We start from the raw sequence: 16,832 nt of genomic DNA, 5'->3' as shown, positions 1-16,832 counted from the left end.
CCCTTCATGATTTCAGGCCGGTCGTCGCCAGCCCCTGGACGAAGTGCTTCTGCAGCGCGAAGAACACGATGAGGATCGGGACGACCACGACCATCGAGCCGGCGAGCAGGAGCCCGTACTGGGTGGAGTTCTGCCCGACGCTGTACAGCGCGAGCGCCACGGGGAGCGTGTACATGTCCTCGGTGCTGGACACGACCAGCGGCCACAGGAAGTTGTTCCACGAGCCGAGGAACGTGAGGATCGCGAGCGTCGCCAGGGCCGGCTTGCACAGCGGCATGACGACCCGCGCGAAGATCCGGAACTCCCCGGCCCCGTCCACCCGGCCCGCGTCGATGAGCTCGTCGGGGATGCCCTGGATGAACTGCCGCATGAGGAACACGCCGAACGGCCCGGCCAGGAACGGCAGGATCAGCCCGAAGTAGGTGTTGACCATGCCCAGGTTGCTGACCAGCACGAACAGCGGGACCAGCGTCACCATCCCGGGGATCATCAGCGTCGCCAGCACCAGCCGGAAGAGCCACGTGCGGCCCCAGAAGTCGAGCTTGGCGAACGCGTACCCGAGCATCGAGCAGAACACCAGGTTGCCGAGCGTCACGACGACCGCGACGACGACGGAGTTGGCGAAGAACTGCGGGAAGTCGAGCCGCGTGAACAGCTCGCGGAAGTTGTCCAGCGTCGGGTTCTGCGGCCACCACGTGGGCGGGTTGGCGCGCAGCTCGCCCTCCGTCTTGACCGACCCGAGGGCCATCCAGACGAACGGCGTGACGACGAGCACGAGGCCGATGCCGAGCACGGCGTACAGCCACGGCCGGGCCTGCGGCTCGCCGATGTGGGAGCCGATGGTGCCACGGGGCTTGGTGTCCAGAGCGGTCATGCGGACGCACCTCCCGACCGACGGAACCAGCGCCGCTTCGCCCCGGTCGCGTCGTCGCGCTCACCGAGGACCTTGAACTGCAGGATCGTCAGCAGGACGACTGCGGCGAACAGCACGTAGCTCATCGCCGCTGCGACGCCGTAGTTGCCGAACCCGAAGGTGTTGTAGACGAGGTACGCCACCGAGAGCGTGCTGTTCAACGGGCCGCCCTGCGTCATGACGAACGGCTCCTCGAAGAACTGCAGGAACCCGATGCCGGTGATCACCCCGGCGAACAGCATGGTCGGCCGGATCGTCGGGATCGTGATCTGGCGCAGCCGCTGCCACGCGGTGGCGCCGTCGAGCGCGGCGGCCTCGTGCAGCGCCTTGGGCACGGACTGCAGCCCGGCCAGGAAGATCACGACGAGGGTGCCCAGCGACCGCCACACGGCCATCGCGATGAGCGACGGCATCGCCCACGTGGTGCTGCCCAGCCAGTCCGGGCCGGTGATGCCGACCCAGCCCAGCACCTCGTTGACCAGCCCGTTCTCGGGCCGCAGCAGGAACCGCCACACGACGGCCACCGCGACGATCGACGTCACGACCGGCATGTAGTAGCCGATCCGGAAGAAGCCGGCCAGCCTGGTGATGCCCGTGTTGAGCGCGATCGCGATGGCGAGCGCCGTGAGCATGGTCAGGGGGACGCCGACGACCACGAAGTAGAGGGTGTTCGTCGCCGCCTTCCGGAACGTCGGGTCGGCGAGCACGGAGGCGAAGTTGTCGAGCCCGACGAAGTTCACCGCGAACGGGTTCTGCAGGTCCCGGCTCTTGATGTCGGTGACGCTCATGAACAGCGACGACACCACCGGCCACGCGGTGAAGACGAGGAAGAGCAGGACGAACGGCGCCGCCATGCCCCACGCCGCGATGCTGCGCCGTCGGCGCAGGGGGGAGGAGCGGCGGACGCGGGGGACGGCCTGGTCGGCCGTCCCCGGCGCCTGCACGCCCGACCCGGAGGTCAGGGTCGTGGACATGAGGTCAGAGCCCCGTGCCGATCGCCTCGGCCTGCTGCTGGATGGCCGTGGCGGCCTCCTGCGGGTCCATCCCGGACTTGCAGACCTTCTCCAGCTCGGTGTCGATGACGTTGGAGATCTGCTCCCACGTGGGGATCGACGGAGGAGCCATCGCGGTCGTCATCTGCTCGCCGAACACGGCGAGCGCCGGGTCGGAGGCCAGGTCGCCCTCCTCCCACGCCGACTGCACGGCGGGCAGGTCGCTCGTCTCCGCGTACCACTCGGCCTGCACCTCGGGCTGGCTGAGCCACTGGACGAACTTCCAGGCCGCGTCGCGGTTCTCGGAGCCCTTGAACACGGCCAGGTTGCTGCCGCCGATGAACGACGCCTGCTTCTCGTCGGCCGGCAGCGGCGCCAGGGTCACGGAGTCGAGGAAGCCCTCGCCGCCGGTGTCGTCCAGGATCCCGATGTGCCACGGGCCGGACTGGAACGCGCCGATCTTGCCGGCGACGAAGTCGGGCTCCAGCGTGCCGTCGGGCAGCTCCTTGGGCGCGACGCCCTCGGTGAAGAACGACTGGTAGTAGGTGAGCGCCTTGACGAACTCGGGGCTGTCGAACGTGAACTCCGTCTGGTCGGCGTTCATGATCTCGGCGCCCCCCTGCCACGCGAACGGCATGAACGTCTGCCACGCGCCGGTCTGGCCGGCCTGCAGCGTGATGCCCCACTGCGCCCCGGCGGACTGCATGCCCTTGGACGTCGCCATCAGGTCGTCCCACGTCGCCGGCGTCGGGGAGACCCCGGCCTGCTCGGCGAGCGCGGTGTCGACGAACAGCACGCGCGTCTCGACGTACCACGGGACGGCGTAGGAGGTCCCGCCGACCTCCGTGGAGCCCCAGGCGCCCTCGAAGAAGGCGGACTCGTCGATGAGGTCCGGTGGCGTCGGGTCGAGGCCGCCGCTGGTGGCGAACTCGCCCATCCACGTCGTGCCGATCATCGAGACGTCGGGCACCTCGTCGGCCGCGATGGCCGTGGCGATCTTGTCGTGCGCCGCGTCCCAGGGGATGGCCGTGACGTCGACGGTCACGTCGGGGTTCTCCTCGGTGAACGCGCTCGCGAACTCGCCCAGCTTCTCGCCCTCGGTCCCCATGGCCCAGACGGTGATGTCCCCGCTGACGTCGCCGGTCGCGACGGGCGCCGCGCTGGCCTCCTCGGCCGCGGGGTCGTCGCCGCGGCCGCAGCCCGCGGTCAGGGCGAACGTGGTGACGGCCAACGCGGCGACGCTGACGCGCATGGATCTGTTCATGCTGGTTCCTCCTCGAACCGGACGGCCCCGCGTGGGGTCCGTCAGGGGTGCAGACCGCAGCTGTCGCGCACCACCAGGTCGGTGGTGAGCAGCTCGTGCCGCGGGGTCGTGCGGTCTCCGGTGATGCGCTCGTCGAGCACCTCGGCGGCGAGGGACCCGAGCGCGCGCATCGGCTGGCGGACGGTGGTGAGGGCCGGACGGGCGTGGCGCGCTGCCATCACGTCGTCCCAGCCGGTGATCGCGACGTCCCGCCCGACGCGCAGCCCGATCTCCTCCGCCGCGACGATCGCTCCGAGCGCGATCTCGTCGTTGGCGCACACGAGGGCGTCCGGGCGGTGGCGGACGGCGAGCAGGCCGGCCGCGACGCGCGTGCCGGAGTCCTCGTCGAACAGGCACGGCGTGACGGTCGGCTCGATGCCGTGCGCGCCGAGGCCGTCCCGCACGCCGCGCCAGCGCTCGGCGACGTCGGGGGACTCCTCGGGCGAGCCGAGGAACGCGACGCGCCGCACCCCGTGCCCGGCCAGGTGCTCGCCGAGCGTGCGTGCGGCCGTGAGGTTGTCGGCGCGGATGGAGTCGACCCCGGCCAGGACCGGGCGGGCGACGACGACCACGGGGACGTCACCCAGGGCGGCGATGGTCTCGTCGGGGACGGTGCGGCCGAGCACGACCAGCCCGTCGACGCGGCCGGCGAGGTCACGGACCGCGGCGTCCGCGTCGGGGCGGCCGTGCGTGGCCAGGACGAGCACGCTGCGGCCCAGCCGGGACGCCGCCTCCTCGTAGCCCAGCAGCACCTCGGCGAAGTAGGGGCCGGACAGGTCGGGGAAGACGATGCCGTTGGCGGCGTGGGTGCGCGCGGCGAGCGAGGTGCCGGCATGGCTGGGCCGGAAGCCGAGCTCCTCGACGGCGGCGAGGACCCGTGCGCGGGTCGCCTCGGCCACGGGCGCGGAGCCGCGCATGGCCCGGGAGACGGTCGCGATGCCCACGCCGGCACGCGCGGCGACGTCGTAGATCGTCACCGCGCCCGTCTCGGTACCCGACGGCGTAGGAAGCGCTTTCATGTGGCGACCGTCACACCTCGGGACGAGTTGCGCAACTCGAACCGAACGGCGCGATCACGGTCATCCCGGGCGGTCCCCAGTCATGCTGCGCCTGTCGCTGCAGGTCACCTCGCGGATCGGCGGGCGGGGCGAGCGCGCCGGGAATGCGGGGAAACTGGTCGGCGCGGACGCTGCTCCGGACGGCGTCCGGGCGCCGGTATCCTGTGCGCGTCTGCCGACGTCGGCTGGGCTTGCTCGCGCCAACCGGCCTGCGCCCGGCCCCACGGGTCTCCACCGAGGGAATCGATGACCACCGCACCTGCGCGCGCCCCCCAGACCGACACCGTCGACGTCGCCGCCGCGACACCGGACCAGGAGCAGCCGTTCGCGGAGCTGGGCCTGAAGCCGGACGAGTACCAGCGGATCCGGGACATCCTCGGTCGCCGCCCCACGGCGGCAGAGCTCGCCATGTACTCGGTCATGTGGTCCGAGCACTGCTCGTACAAGTCGAGCAAGAACCACCTGCGTCAGTTCGGCGACAAGACCACGGACGCCATGAAGGAGCACCTGCTCGTCGGCATCGGCGAGAACGCGGGCGTCGTCGACATCGGCGACGGCTGGGCGGTGACGTTCAAGGTCGAGTCGCACAACCACCCGTCCTACGTCGAGCCGTACCAGGGTGCGGCCACGGGCGTCGGCGGGATCGTGCGCGACATCATCTCGATGGGCGCCCGGCCGGTCGCCGTCATGGACCAGCTGCGCTTCGGGGCCGTCGACCACCCCGACACCGCCCGCGTGGTGCACGGCGTCGTGGCGGGCGTTGGCGGGTACGGCAACTCCCTCGGCCTGCCCAACATCGGCGGCGAGCTCGTGTTCGACGCCTCGTACCAGGGCAACCCGCTGGTCAACGCGCTGTGCCTCGGCGTGCTGCGGCACGAGGACATCCACCTGGCCAACGCCTCGGGCGCGGGCAACAAGGTGGTCCTGTTCGGGGCCCGCACGGGCGGCGACGGCATCGGCGGTGCGTCGATCCTCGCCTCCGAGACGTTCGACGACACCAAGCCCTCCAAGCGTCCGTCCGTGCAGGTCGGCGACCCGTTCATGGAGAAGGTGCTCATCGAGTGCTGCCTCGAGCTCTACGCCGCGCGCGTGGTCGAGGGCATCCAGGACCTGGGCGCCGCGGGCATCTCGTGCGCGACCAGCGAGCTCGCGTCCAACGGCGACGGCGGCATGCATGTCGACCTGGAGAACGTGCTGCTGCGCGACCCGTCGCTGACCGCCGGCGAGATCCTCATGTCGGAGTCGCAGGAGCGCATGATGGCCGTGGTCCGCCCCGACCAGCTCGACGCGTTCCTGGCCATCACCGGCAGGTGGGACGTCGAGACGGCCGTGATCGGCGAGGTCACCGGCACCGGCCGCCTCACCATCGACCACCACGGCCTGCGCATCGTCGACGTGGACCCGAAGACGGTCGCGCACGAGGGCCCGGTCTACGACCGCCCGTACGCGCGGCCGGCCTGGCAGGACGGGTTGAACGCCGACACGACGGCCGCGCTGCCGAAGCCGTCGACCAACGCGGAGCTCCGCGCCACGGTGCTCGAGCTCCTGGCGAGCCCCAACCTCGCGTCCAAGGCGTGGGTCACCCGCCAGTACGACCGCTTCGTGCAGGGCAACACCGCACTTGCGCAGCCCGACGACTCGGGCGTGATCCGCGTCGACGAGACCACCGGCCTCGGTGTCGCGCTGGCCACGGACGCCAGCGGCCGGTACGCCAAGCTCGACCCGTACACCGGCGCGCAGCTGGCCCTGGCCGAGGCGTACCGCAACGTCGCGACGACGGGCGCCCGCCCGCTGGCCGTGACCGACTGCCTCAACTTCGGCAGCCCGGAGCACCCGGACTCCATGTGGCAGCTGGTCGAGGCCATCCGCGGCCTCGCCGACGCGTGCCAGGTCCTCGAGGTCCCGGTCACCGGCGGCAACGTCTCGCTGTACAACGGCACGGGGGAGCCGGGTCTCATCGACTCGGCGATCCACCCCACCCCGGTGGTCGGCGTGCTGGGCGTCCTCGACGACGTCGCACACGCGACGCCGTCCGGCTGGACCGCGCCCGGCCAGGCCGTCTACCTCCTCGGCACCACGCGCGCGGAGCTCGACGGGTCGGCGTGGGCCGAGGTCGCGCACGACCACCTCGGCGGGCTGCCGCCGGCCGTGGACCTGGCCGCCGAGCGCCGGCTGGCCGAGGTCCTCGTCCGTGCCAGCCGCGACGAGCTCGTCGACGCCGCGCACGACCTGTCGGAGGGCGGTCTGGCCCAGGGGCTCGTCGAGTCGAGCCTGCGCTTCGGCGTCGGCGTGCAGGTGTCGCTCGACTCCCTGTGCGCCCGCGACGGCGTCACACCGTTCGAGGCGCTGTTCTCGGAGTCGACCGCCCGCGCGCTGGTCGCCGTCCCGCGCTCGGAGGAGGTCCGCCTGGTGGACCTCTGCACCGCCCGCGGCGTCCCGGCGCTGCGCCTGGGCGAGACCGCCGAGTCGTGCTCGCCCGGAGCCGGCACCCCGTCCGACGCCGCCGACCACGTGCACGGCCCCGCGGTCGAGGTCCAGGGCGTCTTCACGCTGCCCCTGGCGGAGGCCCGCGAGGCCCACGAGGCGACCCTGCCGCGCTGGTTCGGCTGACCCTCGTCCGCACGGCCACGTCCGACCCCGGCAGGGGTGCCGTTCCGCTAGTCGTGACGGCGCCCAGGTCGGGTTCGCGCGGGACGTGCGGCGTCGGGGCTGGTCGGCAGACGCTGCGCGCCAGCGCGTGCAGCGCTATTTCCGTGGCCTGGTGGCGCCGCACGCTCCTACCGTCGGGGCGTGGTCGAACTCTTCCGTGTGGTGCGCGCCGACAAGGGCGCGGTCCTCGTGCTGCCCGCGGACGGGCTGGACGGTGAGCACGAGCCGCACCGGGTGACGCTGGACCGGGACGGCCTGGTCGGCACCGAGGACGGCGAGCGGCTCGTGCCGACGGTCGGGGACTGGCTGCTCGTCGACGAGACGCGTGCGAGCCTGCGACCCCGCACCACGGCCCTGGTCCGCGACAGCGCGGGCGCGACCTCGCGCGTGCAGGCGCTGGCCGCCAACATCGACGTCGTTCTCGTGGTCGAGCACCTCGACCCGGACCCGGACCTCGGCCGCATCGAGCGGATGCTCACGCTGGCCTGGCGCTCCGGCGCGACCCCGGTCGTCGTCCTGACGAAGGCCGACCTGGTGCCCGACCCCGACGGCATGACCGCGGAGGTCGCCGCGGTGGCCCTGGCCGTCGACGTGCACACGGTCAGCGTGCCCACCGGGCAGGGCCTGGACGCCCTGCGAGCGCTGCTGGTGCCCGGCGCCACCCTCGTCGCCGTCGGCCCGTCCGGCGCGGGCAAGTCCACCTTGGTCAACGCGCTGGCCGGTCGGGACGTGATGGGGACGGGCGAGCGGCGGGCCGACGGGCGCGGCCGGCACACGACCACGCACCGCGAGCTCGTCCCGCTGGCGGGCGGCGCGATGCTCATCGACACGCCCGGCATCCGCGGGGTCGGCGTGGTCGCGGACGACGACGCGCTGGACACCACCTTCGCGGACGTCGCGGCTCTGGCGCAGGCGTGCCGGTTCGCCGACTGCCACCACGCGGGCGAGCCGGGCTGCGCCATCCGCGCGGCGCTCGACCGGGGAGAGCTGGCGGAGCGCCGGTTCGACAGCTGGCAGCGGCTCGCACGGGAGGCCGCGTACCAGGCGCGACGGTCGGACGCACGGCTGCGTGCCGAGGAGCGGGACCGGTGGAAGAAGGTCACCAAGGAGTACCAGCGGGGGCTGCGCGGACCGGGACGCCCCCGCCCCTGACGCGCGCGCGGAAGCGCATCGACGACGCGGATCCGGAACCAAAACGTTTCGGAAGCTGCTGAGCGCTCGCCAGACCTGAGCGCCGTCGGGTTTCCTCGACGGGACCGGGGTGCAGCCGCCGTCATTGTCGACGCGCAGCCCGCCCCGCCCGGACACAGAACTCCCGAGGAGACCCATGCCCACCCGCAGATCCGCCACCGCGCTGCTCGCCGCCGCGGCCATCGCGGTCGGAGGCCTCACCGCCGCCGCGACCGCCGCGCAGGCCGCCCCCGGCTGCAAGGTCGAGTACAAGATCACCAACCAGTGGGGCGGCGGCTTCGGCGCCGACGTCACCATCACCAACCTTGGCGACCCGATCAGCTCCTGGACCGTCGGCTGGACCTACGGGTCCGGGCAGAAGATCACGCAGCTCTGGAACGGCACCGCGACGCAGAGCGGCTCGACGGTCTCCGTCGCGAGCCTGTCGTACAACGGCTCGCTCGGCACCAACGGGAAGGCCAACTTCGGCTTCAACGGCTCGTGGAGCGGGTCCAACGCGATCCCCGCGTCGTTCACGGTGAACGGCACGGCCTGCACCGGCACCACGCCGACGCAGACCCAGACGCCGACCCCCACCCAGACCCAGAACCCGACCCCGACGGTGACCGCGACGCCGACCCCGACGCCCACGCAGACCACGCCTCCGCAGCCGGCCGGCAACTTCTACGTCGACCCCACCACGCAGGCGTACCGCGCGTGGCAGGCCGCGGGCGGCTCGGACAAGGCGCTGCTCGAGAAGATCGCGTTGACCCCGCAGGCGTACTGGGTGGGCAACTGGGCAGACGCGTCGCACGCGAGGACCGAGGTGGCCGACTACACCGGCCGCGCGGTTGCGGCCGGCAAGACCCCGATGCTCGTCGTCTACGCCATCCCGGGCCGTGACTGCGGCTCGTACTCCGGTGGCGGTGTCGCCGAGAGCGCCTACGCCGCCTGGATCGACACGGTGGCGTCCGGCATCCAGGGCCGCCCGTACGTGGTGCTCGAGCCCGACGCCCTCGCCCAGCTGGGCGACTGCAACGGTCAGGGCGACCGCATCGGCTTCCTCAAGTACGCCGCCAAGGCGCTCACCCTCAAGGGTGCCCGCGTCTACATCGACGCCGGCCACTCAGGCTGGCTCCCGGTGAGCACCGCGGTGAGCCGCCTCAACCAGGTCGGCTTCGAGTACGCGGTCGGCTTCGCGCTCAACACGTCGAACTACCAGACGACCTCGGCGTCGAAGTCGTACGGCCAGCAGATCTCGCAGCAGCTCGGTGGCAAGCGGTTCGTGATCGACACCTCGCGCAACGGCAACGGCTCCAACGGCGAGTGGTGCAACCCGAGCGGTCGGGCCCTCGGCGAGAAGCCGACCCTGGTGAACGACGGCTCCGGCCTGGACGCCCTGCTCTGGGTCAAGCTGCCCGGCGAGTCGGACGGCACCTGCAACGGCGGTCCCTCCGCCGGGGCGTGGTTCCAGAGCATGGCCCTGGAGCTGGCCCGCAACGCGAAGTGGTGACCACCCGGTCCTAGGTCATCACCCCGAGCTCGCGGACGTCACGGATCGTGGCGTCCGCGAGCTCGTTCGTGCGTGCGTCCCGCCGCACCGCGGACGACGGGCCGGCCACCGCGGCGGTCTTTGACGAGCGCGGCAGTTCGCGACGAGCGCGTCAGTTCCTATTGCCGCGCTCGTCCGGACGTGCCGCGCTCGTGGGGTGCGTGCTCGGTGGGCGGGGGAGAATCGACGCATGCCGCCACGTCGACGTACCGACCCTGCCGACGGACGGGCCGCGCTCGCGGTCTGGCGGACCGACCCCGGCGCCGTCCCGGTGGCCGCGCGCCGGACGGCCGTGCGGTTCACGCTCGAGGAGCTGGCCGACGTGGCGCCCGGCAACGCCGTCGAGGTGCGCGTGCCGCCGGACGGTGCGGTGCAGGCCGTGGAAGGACCGCGTCACACCCGGGGCACCCCGCCCAACGTCGTGGAGACGGACGCGCAGACCTGGCTCGGGCTGGCGACCGGGGCGCTGACCTGGGAGTCCGCCGTGTCCGACGGGCGGATCCGGGCGTCGGGGGAGCGCGCCGACCTGCGCGAGTGGCTCCCGCTGCAGGCCGCCCGCCCCCGCGGCTGAGCGGGGGACGTGAGCGCTGACCTAGGATCACGAGGTGCCTGACGACCCCCAGCCCGACGCCGTCCCGGACGTGACTCCGGCGGCCGCGCCGACCCCGTCGGTCCCCGTGGACGCCCGCGGCGTGCCGATCCCGTCGGAGGAGGAGCTGGCCCGGGTCGCCGAGCCGGCCACGGTCCGGCACGCCCCGAAGTTCGGCGCGTTCATCACCGCGGGCGCGCTCGTCGGCATCGTCGTCGCGCTGGTCCTCGTCGCGGTCGTCCGCCCCGAGGTGCCCTGGGTGGCCGACGGCTCCGGCTTCATCTCGTTCCTCGACGGCGAGGGTGCGGTGCGCACGGTCATGGCCGTCGCCGGTGCCGTGCTCGGGGGGTTCCTCGGAGGGCTCGTCGCGGTGGTCGCGGACCGCCGCAGCGTCCGCAAGGCGGTCCGTCCCGACGTCTGAGGCGGTGTCTGCAGAGCGGTCACGTCCACGAGCACGTCCGAGGACTGTGCGACCATAGGGGCGTGGCCCCCCGCGCAGACGGACGTCTGAACCACGACCTCCTCCCCAACGAAAAAGGCCCCCAGGACGCTTGTGGCGTCTTCGGTGTGTGGGCACCTGGCGAGGAAGTCGCCAAGCTCACCTACTTCGGCCTGTACGCACTGCAGCACCGCGGCCAGGAGTCGGCGGGCATCGCCACCTCCAACGGCCAGCAGCTGCTGGTCTACAAGGACATGGGTCTCGTGTCCCAGGTCTTCGACGAGACCGCGCTGAACGCCCTGCAGGGCCACATCGCCATCGGCCACGCGCGCTACTCGACCACCGGGGGCAGCACCTGGGAGAACGCGCAGCCGACGCTCGGCCCGACGGCCGCGGGCACGGTCGCGCTGGGTCACAACGGCAACCTCACCAACACCGCGGAGCTGGTCGACCTCGTCGCCGAGCGCTACGGCAGCCAGCGGCGCGGCGAGCTAGCGCGCGGCAACACCACCGACACGGCGCTCATCACGGCCCTGCTGGCGGGGGACCCCGACCACACGCTCGAGGCCACCGCGCTCGAGGTGCTGCCGCGCCTGCGCGGCGCGTTCAGCCTGGTCTTCATGGACGAGCACACGCTCTACGCCGCGCGGGACCCGCAGGGTGTCCGCCCGCTGGTCCTGGGCCGCCTGGAGCGCGGCTGGGTGGTGGCCAGCGAGACCCCGGCCCTCGACATCGTCGGCGCCTCGTTCGTCCGCGAGATCGAGCCCGGCGAGTTCATCGCGATCGACGCCGACGGTCTGCGCAGCAGCCGGTTCGCACCGGTCGACCGCGCCGGGTGCGTCTTCGAGTACGTCTACCTCGCGCGACCCGACACGTCGATCGCCGGCCGTTCCGTCCACGCCGCGCGGGTCGCCATGGGTCGTCGGCTGGCGATCGAGCACCCCGTCGAGGCCGACCTGGTCATCCCGGTCCCCGAGTCCGGGACACCCGCGGCCGTCGGTTACGCCGCCGAGTCCGGCATCACGTTCGGTCAGGGCCTGACCAAGAACGCCTACGTCGGTCGCACGTTCATCCAGCCGTCGCAGACGCTGCGGCAGCTGGGCATCCGGCTCAAGCTCAACCCGCTCAAGGACGTCATCCGTGGCAAGCGCCTGGTCGTCGTCGACGACTCGATCGTCCGCGGCAACACGCAGCGCGCGCTCGTGCGGATGCTGCGGGAGGCCGGCGCCGCGGAGGTGCACGTGCGCATCAGCTCGCCGCCCGTGAAGTGGCCCTGCTTCTACGGCATCGACTTCGCGTCCCGCGCGGAGCTCATCGCCAACGGCCTGGGGGTCGACGAGATCGCCGCGTCGCTGGGCGCCGACTCGCTCGGCTACATCTCCCCGGAGGGCATGATCGCCGCCACCGAGCAGCCCGCGTCGCAGCTGTGCGCCGCGTGCTTCACCGGTCAGTACCCCATCGAGCTGCCGCCGGACGACCGGCTGGGCAAGTTCCTGCTCGAGCAGAGCGAGCTCCCGCTGGGCGCCCCGGAGGACGGTCTGCTGTCGATCGTTCCGAGCGCCGGCGGCGCGACCGCGCTGGACCACCCGTGAGCGGCGCGCAGGGCACGCAGGTCACCTATGCCACCGCCGGGGTGGACACGGAGGCCGGCGACAAGGCCGTCGAGCTGATGAAGGACGCCGTGCGAGCGACGCACGGCCCGCAGGTGCTCGGCGGGGTCGGCGGGTTCGCCGGGCTCTACGACGCCAGCGCGCTGCTGACCTACCGCAAGCCGCTGCTCGCTACGTCCACCGACGGCGTGGGCACCAAGGTCGCCATCGCGCAGGCGCTCGACATCCACGACACCATCGGGTTCGACCTGGTGGGCATGGTCGTCGACGACATCGTCGTGGTGGGCGCCAAGCCCCTGTTCATGACCGACTACATCGCGTGCGGCCGCGTGGTGCCCGAGCGCATCGCCGGCATCGTGCGCGGGATCGCCGCCGCCTGCTCGGTGGCCGGGACGGCGCTCGTCGGCGGCGAGACCGCGGAGCACCCCGGGCTGCTGGGTCCCGACGAGTACGACGTGGCCGGTGCCGCGACTGGCGTCGTCGAGGCCGACCGCCTGCTCGGCCCGGAGCGCGTCCGGTCCGGTGACGTGCTGCTCGCGCTGGGGTCCAGCGGCCTGCACTCCAACGGGTACTCCCTGGTCCGCAAGGTGGTGTCGGTGGCGGGCTGGTCGCTGGACCGTCACGTCGACGAGCTCGGCCGGACGCTGGGCGAGGAGCTCCTGGAGCCCACCCGCGTCTACGCCTCGGACTGCCTCGCGCTCGCGGACCGCGCCGGGGTGGCCGGTCTGCACGCGTTCAGCCACGTCACGGGTGGGGGGCTGGCGTCCAACGTCGCGCGCGTGCTGCCGCAGGGGCTGGTCGCGGACATCGACCGCGGGGGCTGGACCCTGCCCCCGGTCTTCGCGCTGGTGCAGCGCCTCGGGCAGGTGCCGTGGACCGACCTCGAGGGAACGCTCAACCTGGGGGTCGGCATGGTGGCGATCGTCGCTGCCGACGCCGTCGACGGGGTCCTCGCGCACGCAGCCGAGCTGGGTCTGCCGGCCTGGGAGCTGGGCACCGTCCGGCACGCCGATCCCACCAGGGACGTGGTCGGCGCTCCGGGCTTCGTGGCGGGCACCAAGGGCGTGCACGGGGGAGCGGTCCAGCTCACGGGCGACTACCGGGCGTAGCGCGTCGGCGCTCGGGGCACCCCCACGGCGCCCGCCGCGATCCCGCGCAGCAGGGCTTCAGGAAGTCGCGTGGGGCAGGCGTCAGAGAGCGACGAGCGAGACGGGCGACAGCCGTGCTGCCGCCGCCTCGCTCGGCGGTCTCGCGACGCGCGCGAGGTGGGTGACGACCGCGTCAGCGGTCGTCGTCGGACCAGCGGCGGTAGTCGTCGCTGTCGTCGTCAGTGTCGGTCTCCACAGCCGCGCGAGGGCGGTTGTCGGTGACGACATCGTTGTGGCCGTGCGACGTGAGCTCCTGCTCGAGAGCTCGGTAGTTGGTCTCCGGGCTGAAGTACTTCAGCTCCCGGGCCACCTTCGTCTGCTTAGCCTTCTGACGGCCGCGCCCCATGGCATCGACCCCCTCTTACGTGGATGCGGGGCGGCTCCGTGCTGACACGTGCGGCCCCGGGGTGCTGAATCGTCTCTTCGAGGGGCAACGGTACATGCTCGTTCGCTATTCCGACCACTCGCCGGGGGCGACACGCGTCACGTGCGCCCGGCCGGTCGGCCTGCGGCGGGGCGAGTACAGGTCGGCCGTCCAACCGTACGTGGACGGATGCGCGCGTCGGTGTGTATGACCGATTGGTCGGGTTTAGGGTGGTCCTACGGCCGCTTCGCGGAGCGGTATGAGAGTTGTATGAGAGTCCTGTGTAGGTTGTCACCCGAACGTGTCCCGGAATGCGCTGTCTGAGGCTTTCGTTCATGCTAGGGAGCGATGTCAGATTTCGGGCATCGAGGACGTAGGCTTGCCATCCCGAGAACGTTTCACACGGTTGGACCTGCACCACCCGCACCAGACTGGCCGGGCGCCGACGTGTCGGCACCACAGGCCGCACGCTTGCCAGGAGGCAGCTGATGAACGCACACCCCGTAGAGACCGAGACACTGCTCACGCCCTCCGAGGTCGCGACCCTGTTCCGCGTCGACCCGAAGACCGTCACCCGGTGGGCGAAGGCCGGAAAGCTGTCCTCGATCCGTACCCTCGGTGGGCACCGGCGTTACCGCGAGTCCGAGGTGCGTGACCTGCTGAACGGTGTCCCGCAGCAGCGCCCGTCGGACGGCTGAGCGACTGCACCCACGGCCGAGCCCGTCGACCTCGATCGACGGGTCCTCGGCGGTCGAGCCCCCACGAGGGGCAGACACCCCTGCCTCACAAGACTGCGAGGGTCGCGACGATGCGACCCTCGCAGTCTTTGTCTGTCCCGGTCTCTGACGGCCCTCTGGCCGCCTCGCGCTCAGCCCCTGCGGCTCGCTGCGACGATCAGCGCGAGGACCACCGCCACGCCCGCCACCGCCCCGCCGAGAACCTTCAGCGCCTTCGTGCGGTCCTCGGGAGAGGCGTCGCCGCTCGTGGCGTCCTGCCACATCCGGCGCCCCGAGTCGACCGCCCTGCCCGCCTGCGCACGCGGGTCCAGACGAGCGGCGAGCTCGTCCACCGTCGACGCCAGCTGCGCGCGGGTCACGGCGAGCTCGGCCTCGAGCGCCACCATCTCGGGCGTGCTGAAGGGCTTCTGCGTGCTCGCAGGCTTCTGGACCGCCTCGTCGCTCATGCGCTGAACCCCGCCTTCACCGCTGCGATGTCGTTCTGGACGTTCTCGATCGCCCTCGCCGGCGTCGGAGGCGACCCGGCCTTGACCCGGTTGATGCCGATCAGGACCAGGACGACGATGACCAGCAGCAGGAACGCGCAGACGATCAGCGCGGCCAGCCACAGGTCGAGCCAGAGGTCCAGCACGATGATGGTCGTGGCGATCCCGGCGGCCAGCAGGTAGAGCGCGAGCACGGCACCGGCCGCGATGAGCGCGGCGCCGACGCCGAGCTGCTGCGCACGCCCGGTGATCTCTGCCTTGGCCAGGTCGATCTCGGCGCGGACGAGCCGCGCTCCTTGTTCGCTGAGCTCGGACACCAGCTGACCGAGCGACTTCTCGTCGCCCGGCAGTCTCGACTGGGTGGTCATGGGCACGGCCTCTCGTCTGCACATCCGTTGAGCACTCAGTCTGGTGGTCGGCGATCCCGCCCGCGAGTCAGTCCGCCCAGGGGTGCACCTGCTCCTCCGCCGGGTGGACGGGCTCGTGGATGCGGACGACCGACACCGAGGGCGCCGGCGGGAGGCGCCGCTTGGCCCATGCGGCCACGCCCGCGCCGATCAGCAGCAGGGCCACGCCGATGATGAGTGCGGCGAGCCACGGGTCGACGGCGTGCGACAGACCCAGCACCGCGGCGGTGATCAGCAGCGCCAGACCGAAGAAGCTGAGGAGTGCGGCGGCGGCGAACCCGATGGCGGACGGGCGGACCTCGATGGCCCGGGTCCGGACGCTGCGCGCGACCGCGTCGATCTCGTGCTGGATGGCCTCGCGGACGTGGTCCTCCGCCTGCTCGAACTTCTCGCGCGCCCGGTCCGCGAAGGGCTCGGTGAGCCGGTCGAAGAAGCTGCGGGGTCGATCGGCACCGGGGGTGCTGGTCATGGGTCCTCCTCGTGCGGCGTGCGGTGCGACCCAGACTAGGAGCAGATGCCCTGGTCGCGGGGTTGCCGCGCTCCATCGACCCGACGACGAAGCCCCGCTCCGGATGATCCGGGCGGGGCTCCTGGTGTGGCCACTGGCAGGGTCGAACTGCCGACCTTTCGATTTTCAGTCGAACGCTCTACCAACTGAGCTAAGTGGCCGTAACCGACGACGCCCGGGTTCCTGCGAACAGGATGACCGGGCGGATCGAGCGACCCCGACGGGACTTGAACCCGCGACCTCCGCCGTGACAGGGCGGCGCGCTAACCAACTGCGCTACGGGGCCTTGGTACTGCTGCAAGGCCTTCATGCTGACGTGCTGAACTGCTCGTACCCCCAACGGGATTCGAACCCGTGCTACCGCCGTGAAAGGGCGGGGTCCTAGGCCGCTAGACGATGGGGGCTTGTCCGACGCGAACATCCAACCCCCAACGCCGAGGCGCCGGATGACCGGTGACGAGCATACGGGGTCAGCGGCCCTATCTCCAAAGTCGATGGCGAGTGGCGGTCGTCACCACGCTGCTCATGGCCCTGAGCAGGCAGGATGGACCGCATGGTCGACATGTCCCCCACCGAGTTCGAGGACGCGGTCCGTGACGCCCTCGACGAGATCCCCGACGAGCTCGCGGCCATGATGGACAACGTCGTGGTGCTGGTGGAGGACGCGCCGCCCGAGGGCGAGGTCGAGCTGCTGGGGCTGTACGAGGGGACCCCGCTGACGGAGCGCGGCGAGTTCTGGGCGGCCGGGTCGCTGCCGGACCGGATCACGATCTTCCGGCTCCCGACGCTGGCCGTCTGCGACACCCGCGAGGACGTCGTCGAGGAGGTCGCCGTCACCGTGGTGCACGAGATCGCGCACCACTTCGGCATCGACGACGAGCGGCTGCACGAGCTGGGCTGGGACTGAG

17 protein-coding genes and 3 tRNA genes are annotated in these 16,832 nt (G+C 72.0%); 9 read left to right on the top strand and 11 right to left on the bottom strand.

The window, feature by feature from the left end:
* Positions 1–4: 4 nt before the first annotated feature.
* Genes CXY01_RS03885 through CXY01_RS03870 form a run of 4 tightly spaced genes read right to left on the bottom strand, consistent with a single transcriptional unit; the run spans position 5 to position 4,227 of the window.
* Positions 5–874 (bottom strand): carbohydrate ABC transporter permease, encoded by an 870-nt coding sequence (locus CXY01_RS03885; protein WP_146925748.1) that lies wholly within the window; start codon positions 872–874, stop codon positions 5–7.
* Complete coding sequence (locus tag CXY01_RS03880) at positions 871–1,887, bottom strand: carbohydrate ABC transporter permease (protein WP_146925747.1); 1,017 nt, start codon at positions 1,885–1,887, stop codon at positions 871–873. Before CXY01_RS03880 ends, CXY01_RS03885 begins: the two co-directional genes overlap by 4 nt.
* Positions 1,888–1,891: 4 nt before the next feature.
* Positions 1,892–3,169: a sugar ABC transporter substrate-binding protein gene (locus CXY01_RS03875; RefSeq protein ID WP_146925746.1), complete on the bottom strand. Its 1,278-nt coding sequence runs from the start codon at positions 3,167–3,169 to the stop codon at positions 1,892–1,894.
* A 41-nt stretch (positions 3,170–3,210) separates the two neighbouring features.
* The gene (locus CXY01_RS03870) at positions 3,211–4,227 is read right to left on the bottom strand and encodes a LacI family DNA-binding transcriptional regulator (protein ID WP_146925745.1); all 1,017 of its coding nucleotides are present in this window, start codon (positions 4,225–4,227) and stop codon (positions 3,211–3,213) included.
* Between the two features lie 285 nt (positions 4,228–4,512).
* Here CXY01_RS03870 and purL point away from each other — a divergent pair, with 285 nt between their 5' ends.
* The 7 genes from purL to purM all read left to right on the top strand — a co-directional run bounded on the left by purL (position 4,513) and on the right by purM (position 13,384).
* Complete coding sequence (gene purL, locus CXY01_RS03865) at positions 4,513–6,876, top strand: phosphoribosylformylglycinamidine synthase subunit PurL (RefSeq protein ID WP_146925744.1); 2,364 nt, start codon at positions 4,513–4,515, stop codon at positions 6,874–6,876.
* A gap of 180 nt (positions 6,877–7,056) precedes the next feature.
* Positions 7,057–8,067, top strand: a complete 1,011-nt coding sequence (rsgA, locus tag CXY01_RS03860; RefSeq protein ID WP_246125011.1) for a ribosome small subunit-dependent GTPase A — start codon at positions 7,057–7,059, stop codon at positions 8,065–8,067.
* A gap of 175 nt (positions 8,068–8,242) precedes the next feature.
* Positions 8,243–9,598, top strand: a complete 1,356-nt coding sequence (locus tag CXY01_RS03855) for a glycoside hydrolase family 6 protein (RefSeq protein WP_146925743.1) — start codon at positions 8,243–8,245, stop codon at positions 9,596–9,598.
* A gap of 229 nt (positions 9,599–9,827) precedes the next feature.
* Positions 9,828–10,208 carry a sterol carrier family protein gene (locus CXY01_RS03850; protein ID WP_146925742.1) on the top strand — a complete coding sequence of 127 codons (381 nt, stop codon included), beginning with the start codon at positions 9,828–9,830 and terminating at the stop codon, positions 10,206–10,208.
* 34 nt (positions 10,209–10,242) lie between these two features.
* On the top strand, positions 10,243–10,647 hold the full coding sequence (locus CXY01_RS03845; protein ID WP_246125009.1) for a histidine kinase: 405 nt from the start codon (positions 10,243–10,245) through the stop codon (positions 10,645–10,647).
* A gap of 62 nt (positions 10,648–10,709) precedes the next feature.
* A complete protein-coding gene (gene purF / locus CXY01_RS03840; protein ID WP_146925741.1) occupies positions 10,710–12,257 on the top strand; it encodes an amidophosphoribosyltransferase in 1,548 nt (515 codons plus the stop codon).
* Positions 12,254–13,384 carry a phosphoribosylformylglycinamidine cyclo-ligase gene (gene purM, locus CXY01_RS03835; protein ID WP_146925740.1) on the top strand — a complete coding sequence of 377 codons (1,131 nt, stop codon included), beginning with the start codon at positions 12,254–12,256 and terminating at the stop codon, positions 13,382–13,384. Before purF ends, purM begins: the two co-directional genes overlap by 4 nt.
* Before the next feature lie 172 nt (positions 13,385–13,556).
* Here the strand turns inward: purM and CXY01_RS03830 are convergent, their stop codons facing one another.
* Positions 13,557–13,769 (bottom strand): DUF3073 domain-containing protein, encoded by a 213-nt coding sequence (locus CXY01_RS03830; RefSeq protein ID WP_055911492.1) that lies wholly within the window; start codon positions 13,767–13,769, stop codon positions 13,557–13,559.
* Positions 13,770–14,275: 506 nt separating this feature from the next.
* Here CXY01_RS03830 and CXY01_RS03825 point away from each other — a divergent pair.
* Entirely contained in the window at positions 14,276–14,485 is a 210-nt protein-coding gene (locus tag CXY01_RS03825) for a BldC family transcriptional regulator (RefSeq protein ID WP_146925739.1), read from the top strand.
* Between the two features lie 170 nt (positions 14,486–14,655).
* Here CXY01_RS03825 and CXY01_RS03820 read toward each other — a convergent pair whose 3' ends face one another.
* The 6 genes from CXY01_RS03820 to CXY01_RS03795 all read right to left on the bottom strand — a co-directional run bounded on the left by CXY01_RS03820 (position 14,656) and on the right by CXY01_RS03795 (position 16,328).
* Positions 14,656–14,970 carry a DUF3618 domain-containing protein gene (locus tag CXY01_RS03820; RefSeq protein WP_146925738.1) on the bottom strand — a complete coding sequence of 105 codons (315 nt, stop codon included), beginning with the start codon at positions 14,968–14,970 and terminating at the stop codon, positions 14,656–14,658.
* Positions 14,967–15,377, bottom strand: a complete 411-nt coding sequence (locus tag CXY01_RS03815; protein WP_146926077.1) for a phage holin family protein — start codon at positions 15,375–15,377, stop codon at positions 14,967–14,969. Before CXY01_RS03815 ends, CXY01_RS03820 begins: the two co-directional genes overlap by 4 nt.
* 67 nt (positions 15,378–15,444) lie before the next feature.
* On the bottom strand, positions 15,445–15,885 hold the full coding sequence (locus CXY01_RS03810; RefSeq protein ID WP_146925737.1) for a phage holin family protein: 441 nt from the start codon (positions 15,883–15,885) through the stop codon (positions 15,445–15,447).
* Positions 15,886–16,012: 127 nt separating this feature from the next.
* A tRNA-Phe gene (locus tag CXY01_RS03805) sits at positions 16,013–16,085 on the bottom strand.
* A gap of 51 nt (positions 16,086–16,136) precedes the next feature.
* A tRNA-Asp gene (locus CXY01_RS03800) sits at positions 16,137–16,210 on the bottom strand.
* Positions 16,211–16,255: 45 nt separating this feature from the next.
* Positions 16,256–16,328: transfer RNA gene (locus CXY01_RS03795), tRNA-Glu, on the bottom strand.
* 149 nt (positions 16,329–16,477) lie between these two features.
* Here CXY01_RS03795 and CXY01_RS03790 point away from each other — a divergent pair.
* On the top strand, positions 16,478–16,831 hold the full coding sequence (locus CXY01_RS03790) for a metallopeptidase family protein (protein WP_146925736.1): 354 nt from the start codon (positions 16,478–16,480) through the stop codon (positions 16,829–16,831).
* Position 16,832: the final 1 nt, after the last annotated feature.

Origin of the sequence: Cellulomonas xylanilytica, assembly GCF_007989805.1 — a bacterium.
GTDB classification, from domain to species: domain Bacteria; phylum Actinomycetota; class Actinomycetes; order Actinomycetales; family Cellulomonadaceae; genus Cellulomonas; species Cellulomonas xylanilytica.
Note: the sequence above shows the minus strand (reverse complement) of the source record. Positions and strands in the feature narration are given on the sequence as shown.